This is a genomic window from Roseateles sp. GW835-FHT13E02 (assembly GCF_058794035.1).
On the sequence record NZ_JBXAGJ010000017.1, the window covers coordinates 1 to 20496 of the forward strand.

Here is a 20496-nt window from a genome sequence, read left to right on the forward strand (position 1 = left end):
CGCCACTGTTTGACCACAGTGAGCGCAGCGAACGGAGGGAGTTTGGCGCCGCTGAGCCGCGAAGCGAGCAGCGAGGGGAGTCGGCTCGCCCGAGCCGACCCGCGAACCATGAGCCCGGCGGCGGGGCGAGCCACCGCAGCGAGAACGACAAACCCAAGAGAGGTCGGCAATGTGCCGAAGCCCGCCGCTCAGCCGCCCCGGATCGGCAGGCGCAGATCGTCCAGGTAGTCGCGCTTGATGTCGACGCTGCTGCGTTGGCCCAGGTCTTTGAAATGCTGGCGCAGCCAGTCTTGCGCGTGGCTGCGGCCCAGGTCACGCAGCTGGTGGATGAGGCTGGCGCGGGTGGAGCTTTTGCTGGAGGCACTGAAGGCTTCGAGCGTTTCACCGCCGTCGATGCGGTGCATCAGCACATCTTTGTAGTGCGTCGGGTCCACCTTGCCCTCGGCCAGCAGGCGCTTGACGAAGTCGATGGCGCGCATCTCGGCGATCAGGGCGGCGTTGAAGCTGATCTCGTTGAGCCGGTCGAGGATCTGGGCGCTGCTGGTGGGCAGGGCTTCGCGTTCGATCGGGTTGATCTGCACCAGCACGATGTCACGGCCGCTGCATTGGTAGATCAGCGGGTGGATGGCCGGGTTGCCCGAGTAGCCGCCGTCCCAGTAATGCTGACCGTCAATCTCGACGGCTTTGAACAAGGTGGGCAGGCAGGCCGAGGCCATCACCGCATCGACGCTGAGCCGGGTGCCCGAGAACACCTCGGCCTTGCCGTTGCTGACGCGAGTGGCGACGACAAAGACCTTGGGGGCCAGCCCAGGCCGGGCCAGGGCTTCGAAGTCGATGCGGCTGGCCACAAAGCTGCGCAGCGGGTTGATGTCAAAGGGGTTGGCCTGGTAGGGCGAGACGGTGCTGGTCCACAGCGCGCTCATGGCGTTGAGCCAGGGGGCGGCGGGTGAGCTGTCTTCGTCCACAGGGCCGAAGAGAAAGCCGAAGGGCGCGCGCTGGGCTTCGCCCAGGGCGCCCATGGCGATCACGCCGTCCCAGAAGGCGGCCAGCGATTCGCGGGCGGCATCGCGGCCATCGCCGTGACCGCGCAAGCGCGCTTGCGCAAAGCCGTGCGCCAGGGCCACGGCATTCATGGCACCGGCGCTGGTGCCGCTGATGCCTTCGAAGCTCAGCCGGCCGTCTTCCAGCAGCGCATCCAGCACACCCCAGGTGAAGGCGCCATGCGAACCGCCGCCCTGCAGGGCGAGATTGATCGGAGGCGGCGGCGGTGTGCTGGGCGTTCGGCTCATGCCTCAGTCGCCGAAGACGACCTTCTTCTTTTTGTTCACCCAGCTCTCCAGTTGCGGACCGTAGACCTCGTCGACGCGGTTGCGCTTGACCTTGAAGGTGGGGGTGATGAAGCCGTTGTCCACCGTCCAGGGCGTCTTGACGGCGACCAGGCAGTCCAGCTGCTCGTGCGGATCGAGCTGGCTGTTGACGGAGGCCAGATGCTCGCTCAGCGACTGCACCAGGGCGGCCCGGTCGGTTTCGTTGGCGCTGTGTTCGATCGCGTTTTGCGACAGCATCACCACGCCGACGGGCTGGCCCATGTTCGCGCCGGTCACCACGCAGGCTTCCACGGCCGGGTGGGCACCCAGGCGGTCTTCGATCGGCGCGGGGGCCACGTATTTGCCCTTGCTGGTCTTGAACAAATCCTTGACCCGGCCCGTGATGCGCAGGCAGCCGCGGCCGTCGAACTGGCCTTTGTCGCCGGTGCGCAGCCAGCCGTCTTCGGTGAAGGCCTGGCGGGTCAACTCGGCTTCCTTGTAGTAGCCGCTCATGGTGGCCGGGGTGCGCACCAGCAGCTCGCCGCTGTCCGGGTCGAGGCGGGCTTCCACACCTTCAAACGCCGGGCCCACGGTGCCGATCTGGTTTTGCCCGGGTACGGTGATGTGGGAAATGGCCAAGTTCTCCGTCATGCCATAGCCTTCGCAGATGGCCAGGCCGAGTTTGCGATACCACTCGAGCAAGGGCACGGGCATGGGCGCGGCACCGCCGGCGCAGACGCGCGCCTGGTCCAGGCCCAGGGCTTTGAGGATCTTGCGTCGCACCAGACCGCCAATCAGGGGCAGGCTGAGCAGCAGGTCCAGCTTCTTCTGCGGCATCTTGGCCTGGATGCCTTGCTGGAACTTCACCCACAGACGCGGCACCGAGAAGAAGATGGTCGGACGGGCACGTTGCAAATCGAGCGTGAAGGTGTCCAGGCTTTCGGCGAAATAGACCGCAAAGCCGGTACGCAGCCAGCCATGTTCGATCAGCACCCGCTCGACCACATGGGCCAGGGGCAGGTAGGACAGCAGGCGATCCTCCGGGCCCATGGGGATGCGCTTGAGGGCGGTGCTCATGGCCCAGGCGAAATTGCCAAAGCTGTGCATCACGCCCTTGGGTGCGCCGGTGGTGCCCGAGGTGTAGATCAGGGTGGCCAGGTCTTCAGCCGCGCGCACCGGCTCGCCTTGCAGCGGCGCCGTGCGGGCGCAGATGGCATCCCAGCCCTCGTAGGACTTCTTGGCATCATCGGGCGACAGCGGGTAGCTGATGCAGGGCATGGTGGCCGGCACGCCGGGCTTCATGCCTTCCCAGCCATCGAGCTTGCCGATGAAGCAGGCGCGGGCCTCGCTGTGCTCAAGAATCTGGCGGATGGTGTCGGGCGCCAGGGTCGGGTAGAGCGGCACCGAGACATAGCCGGCCATCCAGATGGCCAGATCGCTGAACAGCCACCAGGCACAGTTCTTGGACAGGATGGCGACCTTGGCGCCGGGCTCCCAGCCTTGGTCCTGGCCCAGGGCTTGGAGGTGGGCGGCCATGCGCCGCACCTGGTCGCCTACTTGGGCCCAGGTGAACTCTTGCGTCTGGCCCTGGCCCATGGGCTGGGTCAGCGTGACGCGTTCGGCTTGGGTTCGCTCCAGCAGGTAGAAACGCTGCAGGGCCAGGTGGTCGGTGGGGATGGCGGGCATGGGCGGGTGTCTCCTGTTTTTCGGACGGCGGAACGCACAGCCGTCGGCATGTTTGAATGCCCAGGCTACGCAGTACCGCCTTAGCAGCCTAGCGGGTTTTCGCGCGAAATGCGCGTTTCAGGGACAGCTCTCTATTCGCCAGCAGGGTCAGGCCGCGTCGGCCGCCTGCAGGGCCAGCAGGGCGGCGCTCAGTGCCGCCTCATCCACACCCTCGCCACGCTGCACCGGGGCTTCGGCCAGGGCCGCGGCGCCCTCACGCTTGAGCCGTGCCACCCACTGGCCAGCATCGCGGCCGCCGGCGAAGGCGGCGCTTTGCAGCAAGACCTGACCCTCGGCGCTGACCAGCTTGAAGTAGAACTGGCCGTCGGCCTCGCGGTATTGCTTGAACACCGGCAGGGCGGCCTTGGCGGCCTTGGCCGTGTCCACCACCGGCGCGGCCACGGCATTGAAGCGGCGCAGGCCCACGGCCTCGCGGGCGCGGGACAGCAGCGGGCCGGCGATGGCGCGGGCCTTCTCGGCGCCTTGCTGCAGGATCTCCTCGATGCGCTCGGGGTGGGCCATCAGGGCGTCGTAGCGCGCGCGCATGGGTGCGATTTCGGCCTCGATCAGCTCGAACAGCTGCTGCTTGGCCTCGCCCCAGGCCAGGCCAGCGCGCAGGGCGGCGCGGAAATCGGCGCGCTGCTGCGGTGTGGCGAAGGCGTCGTAAATCGTCACCAGGGCCTGGCCTTCGGGTTCCTTGGGTTCGCCGGGCAGGCGGCTGTCGGTGACGATGCGGGCGATCGCGTCCTTCAGGCCTTTGCTGCCGCCTTCGAACAGCGGGATGCTGTTGTCATAGCTCTTGCTCATCTTGCGGCCGTCCAGGCCGGGCAAGAGGGCCACGTCTTCCTCGACATTGGCCTCCGGTAGGACGAAGAACTCCCCGCCCTTGCCGAATTGGTGGTTGAAGCGCTGTGCCACATCGCGCGCCATCTCGATGTGCTGCACCTGGTCCTTGCCGACCGGCACGCGGTGGGCGTTGAAGATCAGGATGTCGGCCGCCATCAGGATGGGGTAGCTGTACAGGCCCATGGTGATGCCGGCGTCCGGGTCTTCGCCGGCCGCCACATTGGCATCCACCGCGGCCTTGTAGGCATGGGCGCGGTTCATCTGGCCCTTGGAGGTGATGCAGGTCAGCAGCCAGGTCAGCTCGGGGATCTCGGGGATGTCGCTCTGGCGGTAGAAGGTGACGCGCGAGGTGTCCAGGCCGGCGGCCAGCCAGACGGCGGCGATCTCCAGGCGCGAGCGATTGATGCGCTCGGGCTCGTCGCATTTGATCAGGGCGTGGTAATCCGCCATGAAGAAAAAGCTCTCCACCCCAGCCTCGCGGCTGGCGGCGATGGCCGGGCGGATGGCGCCGACGTAGTTGCCGAGGTGCAGGGTGCCGGTGGTGGTGATGCCGGTCAGGACGCGCTGGGTCATGGTGTGTGCGGAGATGTCGGTGAGCAGCCAGGGCAAAAGGCCCTCGCAAGGTCTTGAGCGCTTATTGTCACTGCAAGCTAGCATCGGGGCTCGTGTCGCCACAGCCGCCCCTGTCTTGCCCCGGGGGTCGAATGCCTGTCTCTCATGACTTCGCTGATGCTGATCGGATCCGGGTTGAACGCGATGCTGGGCATCGCGTTGCTGCTGCTGTGGCGGCAGGACCCGCGTTTTGTGCATGTGCGGCTCTGGGGCTACAGCTGGATTCTGCTGTCCACCGGCCTGACCCTGGGCATCGCCCTGGCGCCCGAGCAATCGCTGACCTGGCAGGACGATCTCCAGGCCCTGGCCGCCTCCTGCAGCATCATGGGCTCGCTGATGTTGCTGGTGGCGGGGGCCCGGGTCTACCGCAGCCTCAGCTGGCCGCGCAAGTTCTGGCTGCCGGCTTTTGTGCTGATGATGGTCAGCGTGGCCTCGCTGGCGCGTGTGGACCATCGCTATGCCGTGCTGCTGGCGACGGTCTATCTGGTGGCTGGCTCCTGGGCCTGCGCCTGGTGGATGGGCCAGGGCGGCAATGCCGGCGAGCGCTTTGTCGCGCTCTGCTTCGTGGCCGTGGGCCTGGTTCATGGCAGCAGCCCCATGCTGCACCCGCTGGGCCGCTCGAACATCACCCACACCCTGGGCCTGTTTGTGCAGACCACCTTGTCGCTGGGCCTGATCCTGCTGTCGGTGGCCCGCGCCCATGCCGAGACGCGGCGCCAGAATGAGCGCTTCACCCAGCTGACCCAGCATTCCCTGCAGGGCCTGGTGGTGCTGCAGGACCACCGCGCCGTCTATGCCAACCCGGCGGCCATGAGCATGTTCGGCTATCAGCCGGGCGAGGCAGCGGTGCTGCTGCAGCGGCCGGTGGAGGTGCTGTCCGAGCTGGTGCCCATGGAGCAGCAGGCCAGCGCCCGCGAGCGCCATGCCCGGGTGCTGGCCGATCCGCAGGCCCGCATCGAATGGGAGGCCACCCGGCTCACCCGCGAGGGCCAGCTCATCCATGTGCGCGGTCTGTCCAGCCATCTGGAGTGGGATGGCGCGCCGGCCGAGCTGCTGGTGATGGTCGATGACAGCTCGCGCCAGCGCGCCGTCGATGCCCTGCGCCGCCAGGCCCTGCACGACGAGCTGACCGATCTGCCCAACCGCAACTTTGCCGTTGCCCGCCTGCGCGAGCTGACGCGCACCGGCGGGGCGCCCTTCGCGCTGATCTCGGCCGATGTCGACCGCTTCCAGCTGATCAACGAGAGCCTGGGCCATGCCGTCGGCGACGCCTTGCTGCACGCGGTGGCGCGCCGTCTCTGCCGCCAGCTGCCGGTGCAGGCCATGCTGATGCGCCTGGGCGAGGACCAGTTCCTGGTGCTGCTGGAGGAGGTGGCCGAGCGCCGCGAGGTGCAGCCGGTGCTGGATCAGATCCTGCAGCTGTTGGAACAGCCCTTTGAGGTGGACGGCGAAGCCTTGTTCGTGCATCTGTCCATGGGCGTGGCCCGATTCCCGCAGGACGGCGAGGATGTGGACAGCCTGCTGCGCGCCGCCGATTCGGCCATGCACCGGGCCAAGCAGCGCGCCGGCAGTGCCTGCGAGTTCTTCGAGCCGCGCATGAATGTGCGTTCGCGGGCGCGGCTGGAGGCCGAACAATCGCTGGGCCGGGCCATCGTCGAGCGCGAGTTCCTGCTCGAGTACCAACCCAAGTTCCGCGCCGACAGCCGCAAGCTCTGCGGCTTCGAAGCCCTGGTGCGCTGGGAACGCCCGGGCCTGGGCCGGGTCAGCCCGGCCGATTTCGTGCCCGCCGCCGAGCGCACCGGTCAGATCAGCGCCCTGGGTCAGCTCATCATCGACACCGCCACACAGCAGCTGCGCGACTGGCTGGACCGCTGGGGCCTGCTGGTGCCGGTGGCCGTCAATGTCTCGCCCTTGCAGTTCGACGACATCGGCTTTGCCGACCGCCTGCTGGCCCGCCTGGACGAGCTGGGCCTGCCGCACCAGAGCCTGGAGATCGAGATCACCGAAACCGCCGCCATCGGCCACCTGGGCCGCGTGCTGCCCCAGCTGCAGCGCCTGCGCAAGGCCGGCGTGCTGTGCAGCATGGACGACTTCGGCACCGGCCAGAGCTCGCTGACGATGCTGCGCCAGCTGCCCATCAGCACCATGAAGCTGGACCGCAGCATGATCGACCCCCTGCCCGAGCCCCAGGCCAGCGCCATCGTCAAAGCCACCTGCGCGCTCGGCCGCTCGCTGCGCCTGGAGGTGGTGGCCGAGGGCGTGGAAAACGAGCAGCAGGCCCAGGCCGCCCGCGAGCTTGGCTGCACGCAGCTGCAGGGCTATCACCTCAGCCGGCCGCTCGGGGCCGTGGCGGCGGGCGAGCTGCTGGGGCGCAGCTTGGCTTGAGGGCCAGGCGCCGAGCGTTTCGCAGACCTGCCTACAATCCCGCCCGCTGAAGCCGGCTCCGCCAGGAGCGGGTTTCGGCAGCGTTCTCAGGGCGGGGCGAAATTCCCCACCGGCGGTATCCAGTCACCCGATGTTTGAAACCAAGGTGGCTGGGAGCCCGCGAGCGCCCGACGGTCCGAAGCGTGGACCGACGGGGTCAGCAGATCTGGTGCGATGCCAGAGCCGACGGTCACAGTCCGGATGAAAGAGAACGTGAATTTACGGCCGACGCAGGTGGGCCGGCTCGTGCGCGTCTGCTTCTGTTTCAGAAGCGGCTGCAGCGGGCCGGCGCGCAGGCGCCGCCGTGCGTTTGCGTGCTTGCCCTGATTTGTGTTCACCGTCGCGAAAGCAATGACATGAATCAGACTGATCAGACTTCCATTTCTTCTTTTTTCCCTTCCTCTTCTTCTTCGCCTGCAGCAGCCGATGGCGCCGCGCCCCGCATCGCCTGGGTCGGCGCTTGCTGGCACCGCGGCATCGTCCAACAGGCCTGCCACTCCTTCAAAGCCGAGTTGCAGCGCCTGGGGCTGCCTGAAAACGCGGTCGACGAGTTCGAGGTGCCCGGGGCTTTTGAGATCCCCCTGCATGCCCAGCGGCTTGCCCGCTCCGGGCATTACCAGGCGGTGGTGGCTGGCGCCTTGGTGGTCGATGGCGGCATCTACCGCCATGACTTCGTGGCCGGCGCGGTCATCGATGGCCTGATGCGGGTGCAGCTGGACAGCGGTGTGCCGGTGTTCTCCGTGGTGCTGACGCCGCATCACTTCCACGAGCACGAGGAGCATCAGCAGTACTTCGCGACGCACTTCATCAAGAAGGGGCAGGAAGCCGCCCGAGCCTGTGCGCAGACGCTGGCGTCATTGCAGCGCCTGCCCTCGCCTCGCTGACGGCCAGCTTCCGGCCATGCGCCTCAGCCGCGCGCCGACTCGATGCCCACCCAGCCCAGTTCGGTGTAGCGCGAACCGGCCACGCTGCCCGGCGCGAAGAGGCGGTTCAGCGTGTCGACCTGGGCCGGGTCCAGATGGATCCGGCCGGCGGCCCAGTTGCTGAGCAGGTGCTTCTGCCGCCGCGTGCCGGGGATGACCAGGGTGTGGGGCTGCTGGTGCAGCACCCAGGCCAGGGCCAGCTGGGCGGCGCTGTGGCCCCAGTCGGCCGCCAGGGCGGCCAGGCGCTCGGCCAGCTGGCGGTTGTGTTCGCCGGCTTCGCCGTTGAAGCGCGGCAGGGCACGGCGGAAATCATCGGGGGCCAGGTCTTGCGTGGCCGGCAACTCGGCGCTCAGCAAGGCGCGGCCCAGCGGGCTGTAGGCGACGAAGGCCACGCCCAGCTCGGCGGTCACGGCCAGCATGGCCTGCTCGGCGCTGCGTTCCCAGAGCGAATACTCGTTCTGCAGTGCCGCCACCGGCAGCACCGCATGGGCGCGGCGCAGCGTGTCTTCGCTGACCTCGGACAGGCCCACGGCGCCGATCTTGCCTTCGGCCTTGAGGTCGGCCAGGGTCAGCATCAGCTCCTCGATCGGCACGGCCGGGTCGCGGCGGTGCACATAGAACAGCTCGATGCGTTCCAGCCCCAGGCGCTGCAGCGAGGCCTCGCAGGCGGCGCGGGCGTAGGCGGCGGAGTTGTCGATGTGGCGCTCGTAGGTGCCCGGTGGGCGCTTGATGCCGAACTTGCTGGCTACCAGTATCTCCGCCCGCTGCGCCGGGCTCAGCTCGGCCAGGAAGCGGCCGAGCAGGCGCTCGTTGTGGCCGGAGCCGTAGGTGTCGGCGGTGTCGAGGTGGCGCACCCCGAGCTCGCGCGCGGCATGCAGGGTGGCCAGCGACTCGGCGTCGTCGACGGCGCCGTAAAACTCGCTCATGCCCATCAGGCCGAGGCCGATGGCGGGAATGTCGCGGCCGGCCAGGCGGCGCTGCAAGGGGGTGGTGGAATGGCTGTTCATGCGGTGGAGCTCCCGGTGGGCGGTGGATCGAGGTCTGCATGGTGGCGGCCGGCCCCGGCCTTCACAAGCCGCGGCCGGCCGCACGGGCTGTGCAGCCCTGCTTCACAATCGCGCGGTGTCCAGCGAAACCGAACTCCAAACCCTGCGTGTCTTTGCCGCCGTGGCCGAGGCGCGCAGCTACCGCCGCGCGGCCCAGCAGCTGGGCCTGTCGCCCTCGGCCGTGAGCCAGGCCATGCGTCGCCTGGAGGCCCAGCTGGGCGTGGCCTTGCTCAACCGCAGCACCCGCAGCGTGGCGCTGACTGCGGCCGGCGAGCGCCTGCTGGCCGGCGCCTTGCCCGCCATGAGCAGCCTGGAGCGGGCACTGGACAGCGTGGTACAGCTGAGCGGTCGGGTGTCCGGCAGCCTGCGCCTCAGCGTGCCGCGCAGCGCGGCGCGGCTCTTGATGACCCCTTTGTTGGCGCGTTATGTGGCCGCCCACCCGCAGGTGCAGGTGGAGCTGTGTACCCAGGATGGCCTGGTCGACATCGTCGAGCAGGGCTTTGATGCCGGCGTGCGATTTGCCGAGCGTTTGCCGGCCGATATGGTGGCGGTGCCTCTCGGGGGCGCGCAGCGATTCATCGCGGTGGCCTCACCCGAGTTCTTGCAACGCCACCCGGCACCGCAGCAGCCGCAGGACCTGCTCGCCCTGCCCTGCGTGCGCCAGCGCTTCGCCAGTGGCGCGCTGTTCCGCTGGAGCTTTCTCGAACATGCGGGCGGCTGCCGCTGCGCTGGCCCCGCTTGCGTGCGAGCGGGCCTGACGACCGATCTCGACGTGCCGGGCCCGCTGACCGTGGACGACCAGGCCGTGGCCCTGCAAGCGGCGGTGGACGGGGCCGGTGTGGCCTATGTCTACGAGCTGGCGGCTGCGCCCTTGCTGCACAGCGGCCAGCTGATCGAATTGCTGGCCGACTGGTGCCCGCCGGGCACCGGCTTCGCGCTCTACTACCCGGGCCGGCTCCAGACCAGCCCGGCCTTGCGTGCCTTGATCGAGCTGATCCAGGCGCTGCCGCTTGCGAGGCTCGCGCCGCTCAAGCCTGCGTCGACTTGAGTGCCGGTGCCTTGGTGTCGCCACGGCGCTGGCGCGCCAGCAGGGCCAGCATCAGTAGGCCGGCCAGCAGCATGGCCGAACTGGCGGCTTCGGGTACGGGGGTGAGCAGGTAGCTCAGGCCATTCTGGTCGCTGACCAGCAGTTGGCCGGCGTCGTTCAAGCCCCAGACATCATTCAGGTACAGGCCTTCGCCCACGCTGACCAGGCTGTTCAGGTCCACCATGCCCTGGCCGTTGGCGCCGGTGATGAAGACATGGCTTTCAAAGTACGAAGCTGCATCGGTTCCTGTCATGAGCGTACCTGCCACCACGCCAGAATCGTTGATGAAGGACGCACGGCTGTGGGCCCAACCCAGCGTCCCCAGGTCTGTCATGCCCGCCGCCCCCGGGCCGGTGATGTAGGCGTGAAGGCTACCATCGGCCACTCGAGAACCGCCGACGACTTGTGCCCAGGTGTTGATGGCCAAGGCAGAGCTGTTGCGTCCGCCAAGGGTGCCGAGATCCGTGATGGCGGCCCCGTTCAAACCCCAGATCACTGCATGGTTGCTGCCATCACTTCGGCCCGACGTGCCGACGATCAGCCATTGATCGTTGACGGCCTGAGCCGTACTGGTGCTGCCGCCCAAGGTGGCCAGGCGTTCTGCCGTTGAGCTGTTAGGTAGCCACTGGACCGCCTGAAACTTGTTGTCGCTGTCGCGCGCCCGGCCCACGACGAGTCCCGCTCGGTTGATTCCGAGTGGCGAGGTGATGTCTCCGCCCAAGCCGCCAAGAAATTGGGGGCTTCCCCCTTGGGGCCCGGTGACAAAGGCTTGCAAGTCGAGGCCAGTGCCGCTCATATCAACCGTTCCCACCAATTGACCGTGAGCGTTGATGGCACTGCCCAAAACGCTGCCCTGCATCATGATGAGGGTGTTGGGGCCTTGTCCGTTGGGACCGGTGATGAGGGCGTAGGTGTTGTTGAAGTTGTCAACGCGACTTCCTGCGACCTGACCGAAATTGTTCAATGCATAGTAGAACTCGTTGTTCTGCTCGCTCAGCCGCAAGCTTGTGTAGCTCTGCGCACTGGCTTGGCTACCACACAGCAATCCGACACCGAGAGTGATCAGGCCGAGAAATGGCCGCGCTTTCGCAACGCGCGATAGCAGGCCAGAGAATCGAATCTGGGAGAGATGTGTCATGGTCTTGGAGCGTGAATCAACGATGCGCGTCGCAAACATTGCTTGGCAATGACACCGTCGATTGGATCGCTTGGTTGTGGCTGATAACGATGATTTTCAACGGTACAAAATCAAGCTGTTTCAGGGCTAACCCGGGAGCGGCGGCTTTTGGGAAATTCACCCATTAAGTCGATCTAAACAGCCTGAGTCGTCTCGAAATACTCGACGGCTCGTACGGGTTGGGGGCATGGTGGAGCGTTAGCGACCGTTTTTTGAAGCTGCTTGACTTGATTGCGAAGCGCAGTGCGCCTGTCGTGCCGATCGCGGTGGTTGCTTTGGCTTTCCCGAACTGCGACTTGGGTCCAGTTGACACGAGGCCAAGGGCTTGAATTGCTGGCCAGGTGGGCTTCAGGCGATGCGCAGTTTGCAGCATGGCTGGACACCCAGCGAGGATTGGCAAGGTGGCCGTAGGTCTTGTGATCGCAAGCCCGCGGGAAGGCTCGCCTCAGTGGCCTTGTGTTCGAAGACTCAGGTTGTCTGCCGCAAGTCCCTGGCTTTGAGCCTTGTCCCTTGCAGTTCAGGCCGATGGTGCGTCAGCTACAGGTCTGATCGCCCAAACTGGCGCGCCGGAAACGGCGTTGACGCTTGCAGTGACCCTTCGGGTCCTGGACCCAGACCAGGTCTAGGGTCGTTCAAGTCCTGGCCACCGTCCAGCAGCTGACCATCGCCGAGCTTGCTCGGACCACCCGGTTTATTTTGCTTTGATCATCAGCGCCAGCAATGAACACATGCGGGCGTGTCATCTGCGGTATACGATCTGCCAGCCCACTGGGCGTCTTGATCCGGATGGTGCGTGACGCGGGCGCGTGCGAGCAGGCGCGAAGTCCTTGGTCGCCAAAGTAGCGGGCGCAGGTTGGGGCTCACCCGGGTCAAGGAGGAACTGGCACAGCCTCAGCGCGCCATCACCTCACCCAGCCGCACTGCGCTGCCGCGCTGCCCCAGGCTCTCGCCCTGCCAGGCTGGGTTGAACTCCAGGCTCTGGCTGGCGGGGAAGAGCATCACCACGGTGGAGCCGAGCAGGAAGCGGCCCAGTTCATCGCCTTTCTTGAGGCTGACCTGGCCGGGGGCGTAACTCCATTCGCGCACGGTGCCGGGACGCGGCGGGTTGACCACGCCGTGCCAGCTCGTGGCCATGCTCCCGACGATGGTGGCGCCGACCAGCACCATCACCCAGGGACCTTGTTCGCCTTCGAAGACGCAGACCACGCGCTCGTTGCGGGCGAACAGGCCCGGCACGCCGCGGGCGGTGACCGGGTTGACCGAGAACAGATCACCGGGCACGTGGATCATGCGCGTCAGGCGACCGTCGCAGGGCATGTGGATGCGGTGGTAGTCCTTGGGGCTGAGGTAGATGTTGGCGAAGTGGCCGTCGCGGAACTGGGCGGCCAGGCTGGCGTCGCCGCCGACCAGGGCGGTGCAGCTGAAATCGTGGCCCTTGGCCTGGAAGATCTGCTCGCCGCGGATGCGGCCGAACTGGCTGATCGCGCCGTCCACCGGGCAGATCAGGGGGGCGTCGGCCAAGGGGCGGGCGCCGGGCTTGAGCGCCCGGGTGAAGAATTCGTTGAAGCTCGGGTAGGCGGCGATGTCGGGGTTGGCTGCCTCGGCCATATTGACCTGGTAGCGGGCTACAAAGCGGCGGATGACGGCCGTGGTCAGGCCGCCCAGGCGCGCGCCTGCGCCCCAGCCAGCCAGACGGGTCAGGGCCTGTTTGGGCAGCAGGTATTGCAGCAGCACGGCAAATCGGTCGGGCAGGGCCATCGTGAATCCGGGGGTGATCCGGTGAAAAGAGGGGCGGGCGATTGTATCCAGCGGCCCCTGGATGCTCATCGCCTATATGTGAAACGTATATGTTTCGCATATACTGCCGCCATGGGAATCGTCAAAATTTCAGATCCGATGCACGAAAGCCTGCGCCTCGCCAGCCAGGCCTTGTCGCGCTCCATCAACGCCCAGGCCGAGCATTGGATGCGCATCGGTCTGCTGTCTGAGCTCTACCCCGACCTGGATCACCGCGAGATCTGCCGCCTGCTGATCCGTGCCGAGCAGTCCGGCGGGGTGGACTTGCTCGCCCTAGCTGCAGGTGGTGAGCTGAGTGGGGCGCGCGAAGCCAAGCTCAAGCCGGCGCTCGGAGGCGTGCAATGAGGGCGGGCGTCAAGATCCGCACGGCGGAAGAGATCGCCAAGGCGCGCGAGTCCGGCCGCCTGGCCGCCCAGGTGCTGGAGATGATCACGCCCCATGTTCAGCCCGGCGTCAGCACCGACGAACTGGACCGCTTCTGCCGCGAGTACATCGTCGATGAGCTGGGCGTGACGCCCGCCAATATCGGCTACCACGGCTACCCCAAGACCCTGTGCAGCTCGGTCAACGAGGTGGTCTGCCACGGCATCCCTTCGCCGACCAAGATTCTCAAAGAGGGCGACATCGTCAACCTCGACGTGGCCCTGATCAAGGACGGCTGGTTCGGTGACACCAGTCGCATGTATTTCGTGGGCCACCCCAAGCCGGCGGCACGCCGCCTGGTCCAGGTGACCTACGAAGCCATGCGCGCCGGCATCCGCAAGGTGCGGCCCGGCGCGACCCTGGGCGATGTGGGCTATGCCATCCAGAGCGTGGCCCACCAGGCCGGCTACAGCGTGGTGCGCGAGTACGGCGGCCATGGCATTGGCGACATCTACCACGACGAGCCGCACGTCAACCACTTCGGCAAGCCCGGCGAGGGTCTGCGTCTGCAGGCCGGCATGATCTTCACCATCGAGCCCATGATCAACGCCGGCAAGCGCGGCGTGAAGCAGCTGGCCGATGGCTGGACCGTGATCACACAGGACCGCTCGCTCTCGGCCCAGTGGGAGCATATGGTGCTGGTCACCGAGACCGGTTTCGAGCTGCTGACCGCCTGGCCCGAGGGCACGGGGGACTACCCCGCGATCGACTGAGGCTGGTATGCACCGCCGGTCCCGGCATCGGGCGGCGGCGTGCGGCGGCCGGCAAAGCGCTGGTGGCGCTGGCGCAGCTCGGCCAACAGCGGCCGCAGCTCTTCGCTGGGTTGCGGGTTGAGGCGCTGGTAGCGGCGCCCGCCGTCTTCGCGTGTCAGCAAGCCCATGGTGACCAGCTCGCGCCGCAGCGTGCAGTGGTCACCGAAGTCGTGCAGGGATTGCAGCAGCCGATTGACCTCGCCCTCGCTGTAGATGCGGCGGCTGTCGAAATGCAACCACAAGCCCCACAGTGCCAGGCGCTGCACCTGGTGCTTGCTGGGCCAGCGCGTCAGGCGCCCGCGCTCGTCAAACTGGCGCAGGGCGCGGTCGGCCAGCGCGCTCAAACCCGGATGGCGCGGCCCCCGAGCCGGCGCGACCGTGGCGATCGGTGTGGGCTGCAGCAGCGGCGATGGCTTGATCGGCGGCGCGGCCAGCACAGGCTGGTCGGCCTGGGCGCGCAAGGCCTGCAGATTGCGGTGGCCGGCGGCGCGCGCCAGCATGTTCAGCAGGCTCAGGTGCGAGGGCAGTTCTGCCGCTAGGGCCTGATGCTGCTTGAGCTGTTGGCGCAGCGATTTGGCCAGGGCCGAAAGATCGTCGGCATGGAAGGGAATGGCCTGTCGTGTCATGACGTGAAGTTCTCCACAAAGCGCGCACGCCATGTTTCGACCCAGGGGTCGAATGACGCTGGTGCTTGCCGACTTCCAGACGGGCGCGCGCATGAACTTGGGATTCACGTGCGGGATGTGATGGGCCGCGGAGCCGCGGCGCGCCACACTCGGTCTGTGGACTGGTGCCAATGGCAGGTTTAGCTCGCGGGGATGCCGCGCGGCAAGGCCTGGGTGTGCTGCCGACCCGGGGCCGCAGTATAGAGGCCCAACGGTCAGGCGGGTACCATGGCGGCTTCGCGCCACGCGCCTGTTGTGCCTGCTCAGCCAGTTCTTCGCCATGGAAATCTATCTCGACGCCAATGCCACCACGCCCGTGCTGCCGCAGGCCAAGGCGGCGGCCATTCAGGCCATGGTGGAGGACTACGGCAACCCCAGCAGCATCCACAGCACCGGCCTCAAGGCGCGCGCGCTGATTGACGGCGTGCGTGCCCGCGCCCAGCGCCTGCTGGACACCGGCGCCGGCCAGCTGCTCTTTGTCAGCGGCGCGACCGAAGGCATCCAGACGGCCGTGCTGTCCGCCCTGCACGCCCTGCGCGCGCGCCGCGAAGCCGGTCAGGCCATCGGCAGCCAGCTGCTCTACGGAGCCACCGAGCACAAGGCTGTGCCCGAGGCGCTCAAGCACTGGAACGCCGTGCTGGGCCTGAACCTGGCGATCCGTGCCATCCCGGTGGACACGCAGGGCCGTCATGATCTGGAGTTTCTGCAGCGTGAGGCGCCCGAGGCCGGCCTGGTCTGCACCATGGCCGCCAACAATGAAACCGGCGTCATCAGCGATCTGACCGGCATCGAAGCCGCCCTCAATGCCAGCGGCAGCAGCGCGTTCTGGATGGTGGATGGCGTGCAGGCCCTGGGCAAGCTGGTGCTGCGCCTGAGCCAGACCCGCATCGATTACGCGCCTTTCTCCGGCCACAAGCTCTATGCGCCCAAGGGCATCGGCCTGCTCTACGTGCGTGCCGGTGCGCCCTTCACGCCGCTGATGGCTGGCGGCGGCCAGGAGGGGGCGCTGCGTTCGGGCACCGAGAACATGTCCGGCATCGCCGCCCTGGGTGCGGTGCTGGAAGCTTTGGAAGACAAAGAGGGCAAGACCTTCCGCAGCCATGCCGAGATGAGCGGTTTCCGCGCCCGCCTGGCGGCCGCGCTGGAGCAGGCCTTCCCCGGCCTGGTCTACAACGCGCCGCTGGCGCAGAGCCTGCCCACCACCCTCAATTTCTCGGTGCCGGGCCTGAGCTCGCGCCTGCTGCAGGACCTGTTCGACGCGGCCGATGTGCGCGTCAGCGGCGGTTCGGCCTGCAGTGCGGCCAAGGCTGCGCCGAGCTTTGTGCTGCAGGCCATGGGCCTGCCCGACTGGCAAGCTGCAGGCGCCGTGCGCCTGTCCATCGGCCCAGCCGTGGATGAGGCCTTCATCACCGAAGCCTGTGCCCGCATCGAGGCCTGCGGTGAGTCGCTGCGCCGCAACTGCATGAGCCCGAGCGACAACCTGCCGACGGTCGGCCAGGGCGTCAGCCGCTTCATGCTGGAAGGTGCTTGCTGCTATGTGCTGGCCGATGCGGCCTCGCAGCGCTGTGTGCTGATCGACCCGCAGCCCGAGCAGGTCAGCCGCTTGGCCCAGGTGCTGCGCTGCCAGAACTACCCGGTCACCGCCGTGCTCAGCAGCGATGGCGCCGCGGCCCACGGCGAGGCACGGGCCCTGCTGGCGGCCGAGCTGCCCGATCTGCTCGCCGCATCGGCGGAGGTCGATGCGCTGGGCTGGCCCTTGACGCAGACGGAGCTGGAGTTGGGCGCCAAGCGCTTGCGCCGGCAGTTGCTGGAAGGCGGGGGTCAGGCCTTGCTGCTCAGCGAAGGGGGTCCGGGCCAAGCCTGCTGTCTGGCCTTTGTGGCGCCGCAGCACGCCCAGGCCTTGGGCGAGCAGATCGGTGCTCAGACCCTGATCGCACCTCCCAGCGACGAAGCCCAGCTGCTGGCCAGCAATGTGGCCCTGGAGCGCGGCGAGGCCGTGGCGGCGCCGCTGCTGCAGCTCTCGGGCACGCAGCTGCAGCAGTTTGTCGACGCCCATCCGGATGCGCTGCTGATCGATGTGCGCGAGCCCTACGAGCAGTTTCTGAGCCAGACGCCCGAGCTGGCCGGAGTGGCTTTGCAGGCCATGCCCTTGTCCCGCTTTCTCAATGCCATTCCCGGCTGGCTGGCCGAGCAGCGCCCCTTGCTGTTCTTCTGCCGCAGTGGCAACCGCAGCCGCCAGGCGGCGCAGGCCCTGGCCCGCCTCGGCCACAGCCAGGCCTGGACGCTCAGCGGCGGCCTGGCACTCTTGCCCGACGCGCCCGTACGCGCCGCGGCGGCCGACCCGGCTCTGCTGGTCTGAGGACGGCGCTTGATGAGCGTGATGAACGAGCCGCATGTCCATTCCTCCTTCTACCGCTTCGTGGCTCTGGCCGAGCCGGAAGCGGTGGCCGCGCGGCTGCGCGAACTGAGCGGGCCCGAGACCGGCATCGGCGGCAACATCCTGGTCGCCGCCGAGGGCATCAGCGGCGCGATTGCTGCGCCGGCTGCCGCCCTGGCGGCGTTTGAGCAAGCGCTGCAGCAGGATGCCTTGTTTGGCGGCGCCTTCGCGGGCATGGCCTTCAAGCACAGCGCCTGCACCACGCGGCCTTTCACCTTGATCAAGGTGCATTGCAAGCCCGAGATCGTCGCCTTCGGCGTGCCCGGCGTCAGCGGCCTGCCCGACCCGGAGCTGCCCGACACCCATGTCTCTCCGCAGCGCTGGCGCGAGTTGCTCAACGAGCCCGATGTGCTGGTGCTGGACAACCGCAACAGCTTTGAATACCGGCTGGGCCGTTTCAAGAATGCGGTCGACCCCGAGGTCGCGCATTTCCGCGATTTCCCGGCCTATGTGGCCGCTCACGCCGAAGCCTGGAAGGCCGAGGGCAAGCGCATCGCCATGTACTGCACCGGCGGCATCCGCTGCGAGAAGACCAGTGCCTGGATGCAAAGCCAGGGCCTGGAGGTCTACCAGCTGGACGGCGGCATCGTCAGCTATTTCGAGCAGATGCCCGATGCCGCGGCCGATTGGCAGGGCGAGTGCTTTGTCTTCGACAAGCGCATGGCCATCGACACGCGCCTGCAGGAAACCGCCACCACGGCCGAGCAGGTCTATGGCGATGACCCCAAGCAAGCCTGGCGCCTGGCGCGTGCGCGCCGGCTCGACCCGGGCGCCTGACCCGACACAAAGGACGGTGAGATGCGGCAATTTGTACTTCTGCTGGGGCTCGGGCTGCTGCTGTACATCGGCTGGCAGCTGCTGGCGCCCGCTCGCCGCCAGTCTCTTTTGAGCCTGGCTTCGCGCCATGCCTGGCGCCTGGGCGTGCTGTTCCTGGGCTTGCTGGCCCTGCTGCTGCTGGCCTATTTCTATCCTCCCATCCACTTGCTCTGAAAGCTCTCCATGAAGCGTTTTGTCCGGACTTTTGGCCTGATCGGTCTGTGCGCCTTGATGAGTGCTTGCAGCCAGATCGACACCGGCAATGTCGGTGTCGAGCGTACGCTGGGCAAGGTGGGCGCCGAGTCCTTGCCGCCCGGCGTCTACTTCACCCTGTTCAAGTCAGTGGATGAGTTCACCACCAAGGAAGTCAGCTTCTCGCTCTACGACATGACGCCCAAGAGCCGGGACAACCTGACCATGAAGGATGTGGACCTGGACATCTACTTCAAGACCACGCCCAGCGCCGTGCCCGGCTTGTATGTGAAGTACCAGGGTGATGTGGTCAAGCATGGCGACATCGTCAAGGGCGGCACCAAGGATCTGGTGATCGCCTTCAGCCGCGTGTCGCGCGAGGCGCGCGAGGCCGTCTACAAAGCCATCGCCCAGCTGGATGCCACCACCATGCACACCAAGCGCACCGAGCTGGCCGAGATGGTGCGCTCCGAGTTGCAAAAAGAGCTCGATGCCAATGACAAGGGGGCTTTTGTCATCACTGCGGTCAATGTCCGCAACCTGCTGACCGACCCCGCCATCGAGGCGGCCATCCGCCAGCGCGCCGAGACCGACCAGGCGATCGAGAAGAAGCGCAAGGAGATCGAACTGGCCAAGGCCGAGGCCGAGCGCCTGATCGTGCAGGCTGAGGGCGAGGCGCGTGCCAATCGCATCGTCAGCGAATCGCTGACCCCGGCCTTGAAAGAGATCAAGCTGGCTGAGATCCACCGCGACACGGCCATTGCCGTGGCGGGCAAGGCCGGCAACACCGTGCTGATGAGCCCGGGCGCCCAGCCCCTGGTGCCGGTGCGCTGAGCCCCGCCGGGGTTTTTGCCAGGGCAACGATAATCGGGCTCACCGCTTCGGTGCCCCTGCGATCCTTTCTCCGTCCATGTCCAATCTCATCGTCCACGGCGGCACGCCTCTTGCCGGCCGCATCGTTCCCTCGGCCAACAAGAACGCCGTCCTGCCCATCCTCTGCGCGACCCTGCTGACGCGCGAGCCGGTGCGCCTGCACGGGGTGCCCGACATCACGGACGTGAAGAAGATCCTCGAGGTCTTCCGCAGCCTCGGCAGCTCGGTCGAGATGGATGCCAAGACCCGGGTGCTGGACCTGCACCACCGCGACACCTGTTTCGACGCCGCGCGCGACCGCCTGCCCGAGGAAATGCGCAGCTCCATCATGCTGGTGCCGGGCCTGCTGGCGCGCTTCTGCTCGGCCCGCATCGAGGACGATGTGACCGGCTGCACCCTGGGCGTGCGCGAGATCGACCCCCATGTCGAGGTCTTCCAGCGTTTCGGTGCCAGCGTCGAGCGTCAGCCCGATGGCCTGGTCCTGGCGGTGCCGGCCCGCCTGCAGGCCAACGACCACTGGACCGACTACGCTTCGGTCACCACCACCGAGAACTTCGTGCTTTGCGCCGCCCTGGCCCAGGGCCGCTCGACGCTGATGAACGCCGCCTCCGAGCCCCATGTGCAGGAGTTCTGTGCCTTTCTGAAGATGCTGGGCGCGCAAATCGAGGGCCTGGGCACCTCGCGCCTGACCATCCACGGCGTCGAGCGCCTGGGCGGCGGCGAGTTCACTTTCGCCGAGGATTTCCACGAGATCGTCACCTTCCTGGCCCTGGGCGCCATCACCGGCGGCCGGGTCGAGGTGAAGAACTCCACACCCGAGCAGTTCCCCCTGATCGACCGCACCTTTGCCAAGTTCGGCGTGCAGATCGTGCACGAGAACGGCTGGTCGCGCGCCGAGACGCAAGGCCCGCTCAAGGTCAAGGAGCCCTTCACCCGCAACATCCTGCAAAAGGTCGAGGCCGCGCCCTGGCCCTATCTGCCGGTGGACCTGCTGCCCATCTTCGTGGCCCTGGGCATCAAGGCCGAAGGCAGTGTGATGTTCTGGAACAAGATCTACGACGGCGCCATGGGCTGGACCTCGGAGCTGAGCAAGTTCGGCGGCCACGCCTTCCTGTCCGACCCGCACCGCATGGTCACCTTCGGCGGCAAGCCGCTGCACCCGGCCGAGGTGGAGAGCCCCTACATCATCCGTGTGGCCATTGCCCTGCTGATGGTGGCGGCCAGCATCCCAGGCAAATCGGTGATCCGCAACGCCACGCCGATCCGCCGCGCCCACCCGCAGTTCGTCGAGAACATCTGCTCGCTGGGCGCCCGCATCGAGTGGGTCGACGGCGAGTGAAACGCGGGGTCCAGGGCGGCCGGCGCTGGCGCTGGTGCTTGAGCGCATGGCTGTG

General features: G+C 67.2%; 17 protein-coding genes and 1 riboswitch. Of the genes, 10 read left to right on the plus strand and 7 right to left on the minus strand.

Translation table 11 applies throughout. The features are described 5' to 3' along the window. Positions 1–188 precede the first annotated feature (188 nt). The 3 genes from AC1Q6P_RS16600 to AC1Q6P_RS16610 form a co-directional block, all read right to left on the minus strand. Entirely contained in the window at positions 189–1289 is a 1101-nt protein-coding gene (locus tag AC1Q6P_RS16600; RefSeq protein ID WP_492664000.1) for a patatin-like phospholipase family protein, read from the minus strand. 3 nt (positions 1290–1292) lie between these two features. Beyond that, complete coding sequence (locus AC1Q6P_RS16605) at positions 1293–2993, minus strand: AMP-binding protein (protein ID WP_171829021.1); 1701 nt, start codon at positions 2991–2993, stop codon at positions 1293–1295. A 147-nt stretch (positions 2994–3140) separates the two neighbouring features. After that, positions 3141–4451: a tryptophan--tRNA ligase gene (locus tag AC1Q6P_RS16610; RefSeq protein ID WP_492664001.1), complete on the minus strand. Its 1311-nt coding sequence runs from the start codon at positions 4449–4451 to the stop codon at positions 3141–3143. A gap of 156 nt (positions 4452–4607) precedes the next feature. On the opposite strand from AC1Q6P_RS16610, the gene AC1Q6P_RS16615 reads away from it, so the two are divergent. Both AC1Q6P_RS16615 and AC1Q6P_RS16620 read left to right on the plus strand, forming a co-directional pair. Then, positions 4608–6875 (plus strand): putative bifunctional diguanylate cyclase/phosphodiesterase, encoded by a 2268-nt coding sequence (locus AC1Q6P_RS16615; protein WP_492664002.1) that lies wholly within the window; start codon positions 4608–4610, stop codon positions 6873–6875. 78 nt (positions 6876–6953) lie between these two features. Then, positions 6954–7131, plus strand: a riboswitch (FMN riboswitch). Between the two features lie 139 nt (positions 7132–7270). Continuing rightward, positions 7271–7798: a 6,7-dimethyl-8-ribityllumazine synthase gene (locus tag AC1Q6P_RS16620; protein WP_492664003.1), complete on the plus strand. Its 528-nt coding sequence runs from the start codon at positions 7271–7273 to the stop codon at positions 7796–7798. Between the two features lie 23 nt (positions 7799–7821). Here AC1Q6P_RS16620 and AC1Q6P_RS16625 read toward each other — a convergent pair whose 3' ends face one another. Further along, positions 7822–8844, minus strand: a complete 1023-nt coding sequence (locus AC1Q6P_RS16625; protein WP_492664004.1) for an aldo/keto reductase — start codon at positions 8842–8844, stop codon at positions 7822–7824. 115 nt (positions 8845–8959) lie between these two features. On the opposite strand from AC1Q6P_RS16625, the gene AC1Q6P_RS16630 reads away from it, so the two are divergent. Further along, complete coding sequence (locus tag AC1Q6P_RS16630; RefSeq protein ID WP_492664005.1) at positions 8960–9931, plus strand: LysR family transcriptional regulator; 972 nt, start codon at positions 8960–8962, stop codon at positions 9929–9931. Here the strand turns inward: AC1Q6P_RS16630 and AC1Q6P_RS16635 are convergent. Together AC1Q6P_RS16635 and asd are read right to left on the minus strand one after the other, a co-directional pair. Further along, complete coding sequence (locus AC1Q6P_RS16635) at positions 9912–11147, minus strand: hypothetical protein (protein WP_492664006.1); 1236 nt, start codon at positions 11145–11147, stop codon at positions 9912–9914. The two genes, AC1Q6P_RS16630 and AC1Q6P_RS16635, sit on opposite strands and share 20 nt — an antisense overlap. 891 nt (positions 11148–12038) lie before the next feature. Continuing rightward, a complete protein-coding gene (asd, locus tag AC1Q6P_RS16640; protein WP_492664007.1) occupies positions 12039–12905 on the minus strand; it encodes an archaetidylserine decarboxylase in 867 nt (288 codons plus the stop codon). Between the two features lie 111 nt (positions 12906–13016). Between asd and AC1Q6P_RS16645 the strand changes: the two genes are divergently transcribed. Beyond that, complete coding sequence (locus tag AC1Q6P_RS16645) at positions 13017–13289, plus strand: ParD-like family protein (protein WP_102768681.1); 273 nt, start codon at positions 13017–13019, stop codon at positions 13287–13289. Continuing rightward, positions 13286–14080, plus strand: a complete 795-nt coding sequence (gene map, locus AC1Q6P_RS16650; protein WP_492664008.1) for a type I methionyl aminopeptidase — start codon at positions 13286–13288, stop codon at positions 14078–14080. The genes AC1Q6P_RS16645 and map overlap by 4 nt, the downstream gene beginning before the upstream one ends. Here the strand turns inward: map and AC1Q6P_RS16655 are convergent. After that, positions 14062–14745 (minus strand): DUF2087 domain-containing protein, encoded by a 684-nt coding sequence (locus AC1Q6P_RS16655; RefSeq protein WP_492664009.1) that lies wholly within the window; start codon positions 14743–14745, stop codon positions 14062–14064. The two genes, map and AC1Q6P_RS16655, sit on opposite strands and share 19 nt — an antisense overlap. Positions 14746–15064: 319 nt before the next feature. Here AC1Q6P_RS16655 and AC1Q6P_RS16660 point away from each other — a divergent pair, with 319 nt between their 5' ends. The 5 genes from AC1Q6P_RS16660 to AC1Q6P_RS16680 all read left to right on the plus strand — a co-directional run bounded on the left by AC1Q6P_RS16660 (position 15065) and on the right by AC1Q6P_RS16680 (position 20441). Then, on the plus strand, positions 15065–17143 hold the full coding sequence (locus AC1Q6P_RS16660; RefSeq protein ID WP_492664010.1) for an aminotransferase class V-fold PLP-dependent enzyme: 2079 nt from the start codon (positions 15065–15067) through the stop codon (positions 17141–17143). Between the two features lie 12 nt (positions 17144–17155). After that, the gene (gene trhO, locus AC1Q6P_RS16665; RefSeq protein ID WP_102768678.1) at positions 17156–17998 is read left to right on the plus strand and encodes an oxygen-dependent tRNA uridine(34) hydroxylase TrhO; all 843 of its coding nucleotides are present in this window, start codon (positions 17156–17158) and stop codon (positions 17996–17998) included. A gap of 21 nt (positions 17999–18019) precedes the next feature. Then, positions 18020–18211, plus strand: a complete 192-nt coding sequence (locus AC1Q6P_RS16670) for a hypothetical protein (protein WP_102768677.1) — start codon at positions 18020–18022, stop codon at positions 18209–18211. 9 nt (positions 18212–18220) lie between these two features. After that, entirely contained in the window at positions 18221–19063 is an 843-nt protein-coding gene (locus AC1Q6P_RS16675; protein WP_102768676.1) for an SPFH domain-containing protein, read from the plus strand. A gap of 76 nt (positions 19064–19139) precedes the next feature. Further along, on the plus strand, positions 19140–20441 hold the full coding sequence (locus tag AC1Q6P_RS16680) for a UDP-N-acetylglucosamine 1-carboxyvinyltransferase (RefSeq protein WP_492664011.1): 1302 nt from the start codon (positions 19140–19142) through the stop codon (positions 20439–20441). Positions 20442–20496 lie beyond the last annotated feature (55 nt).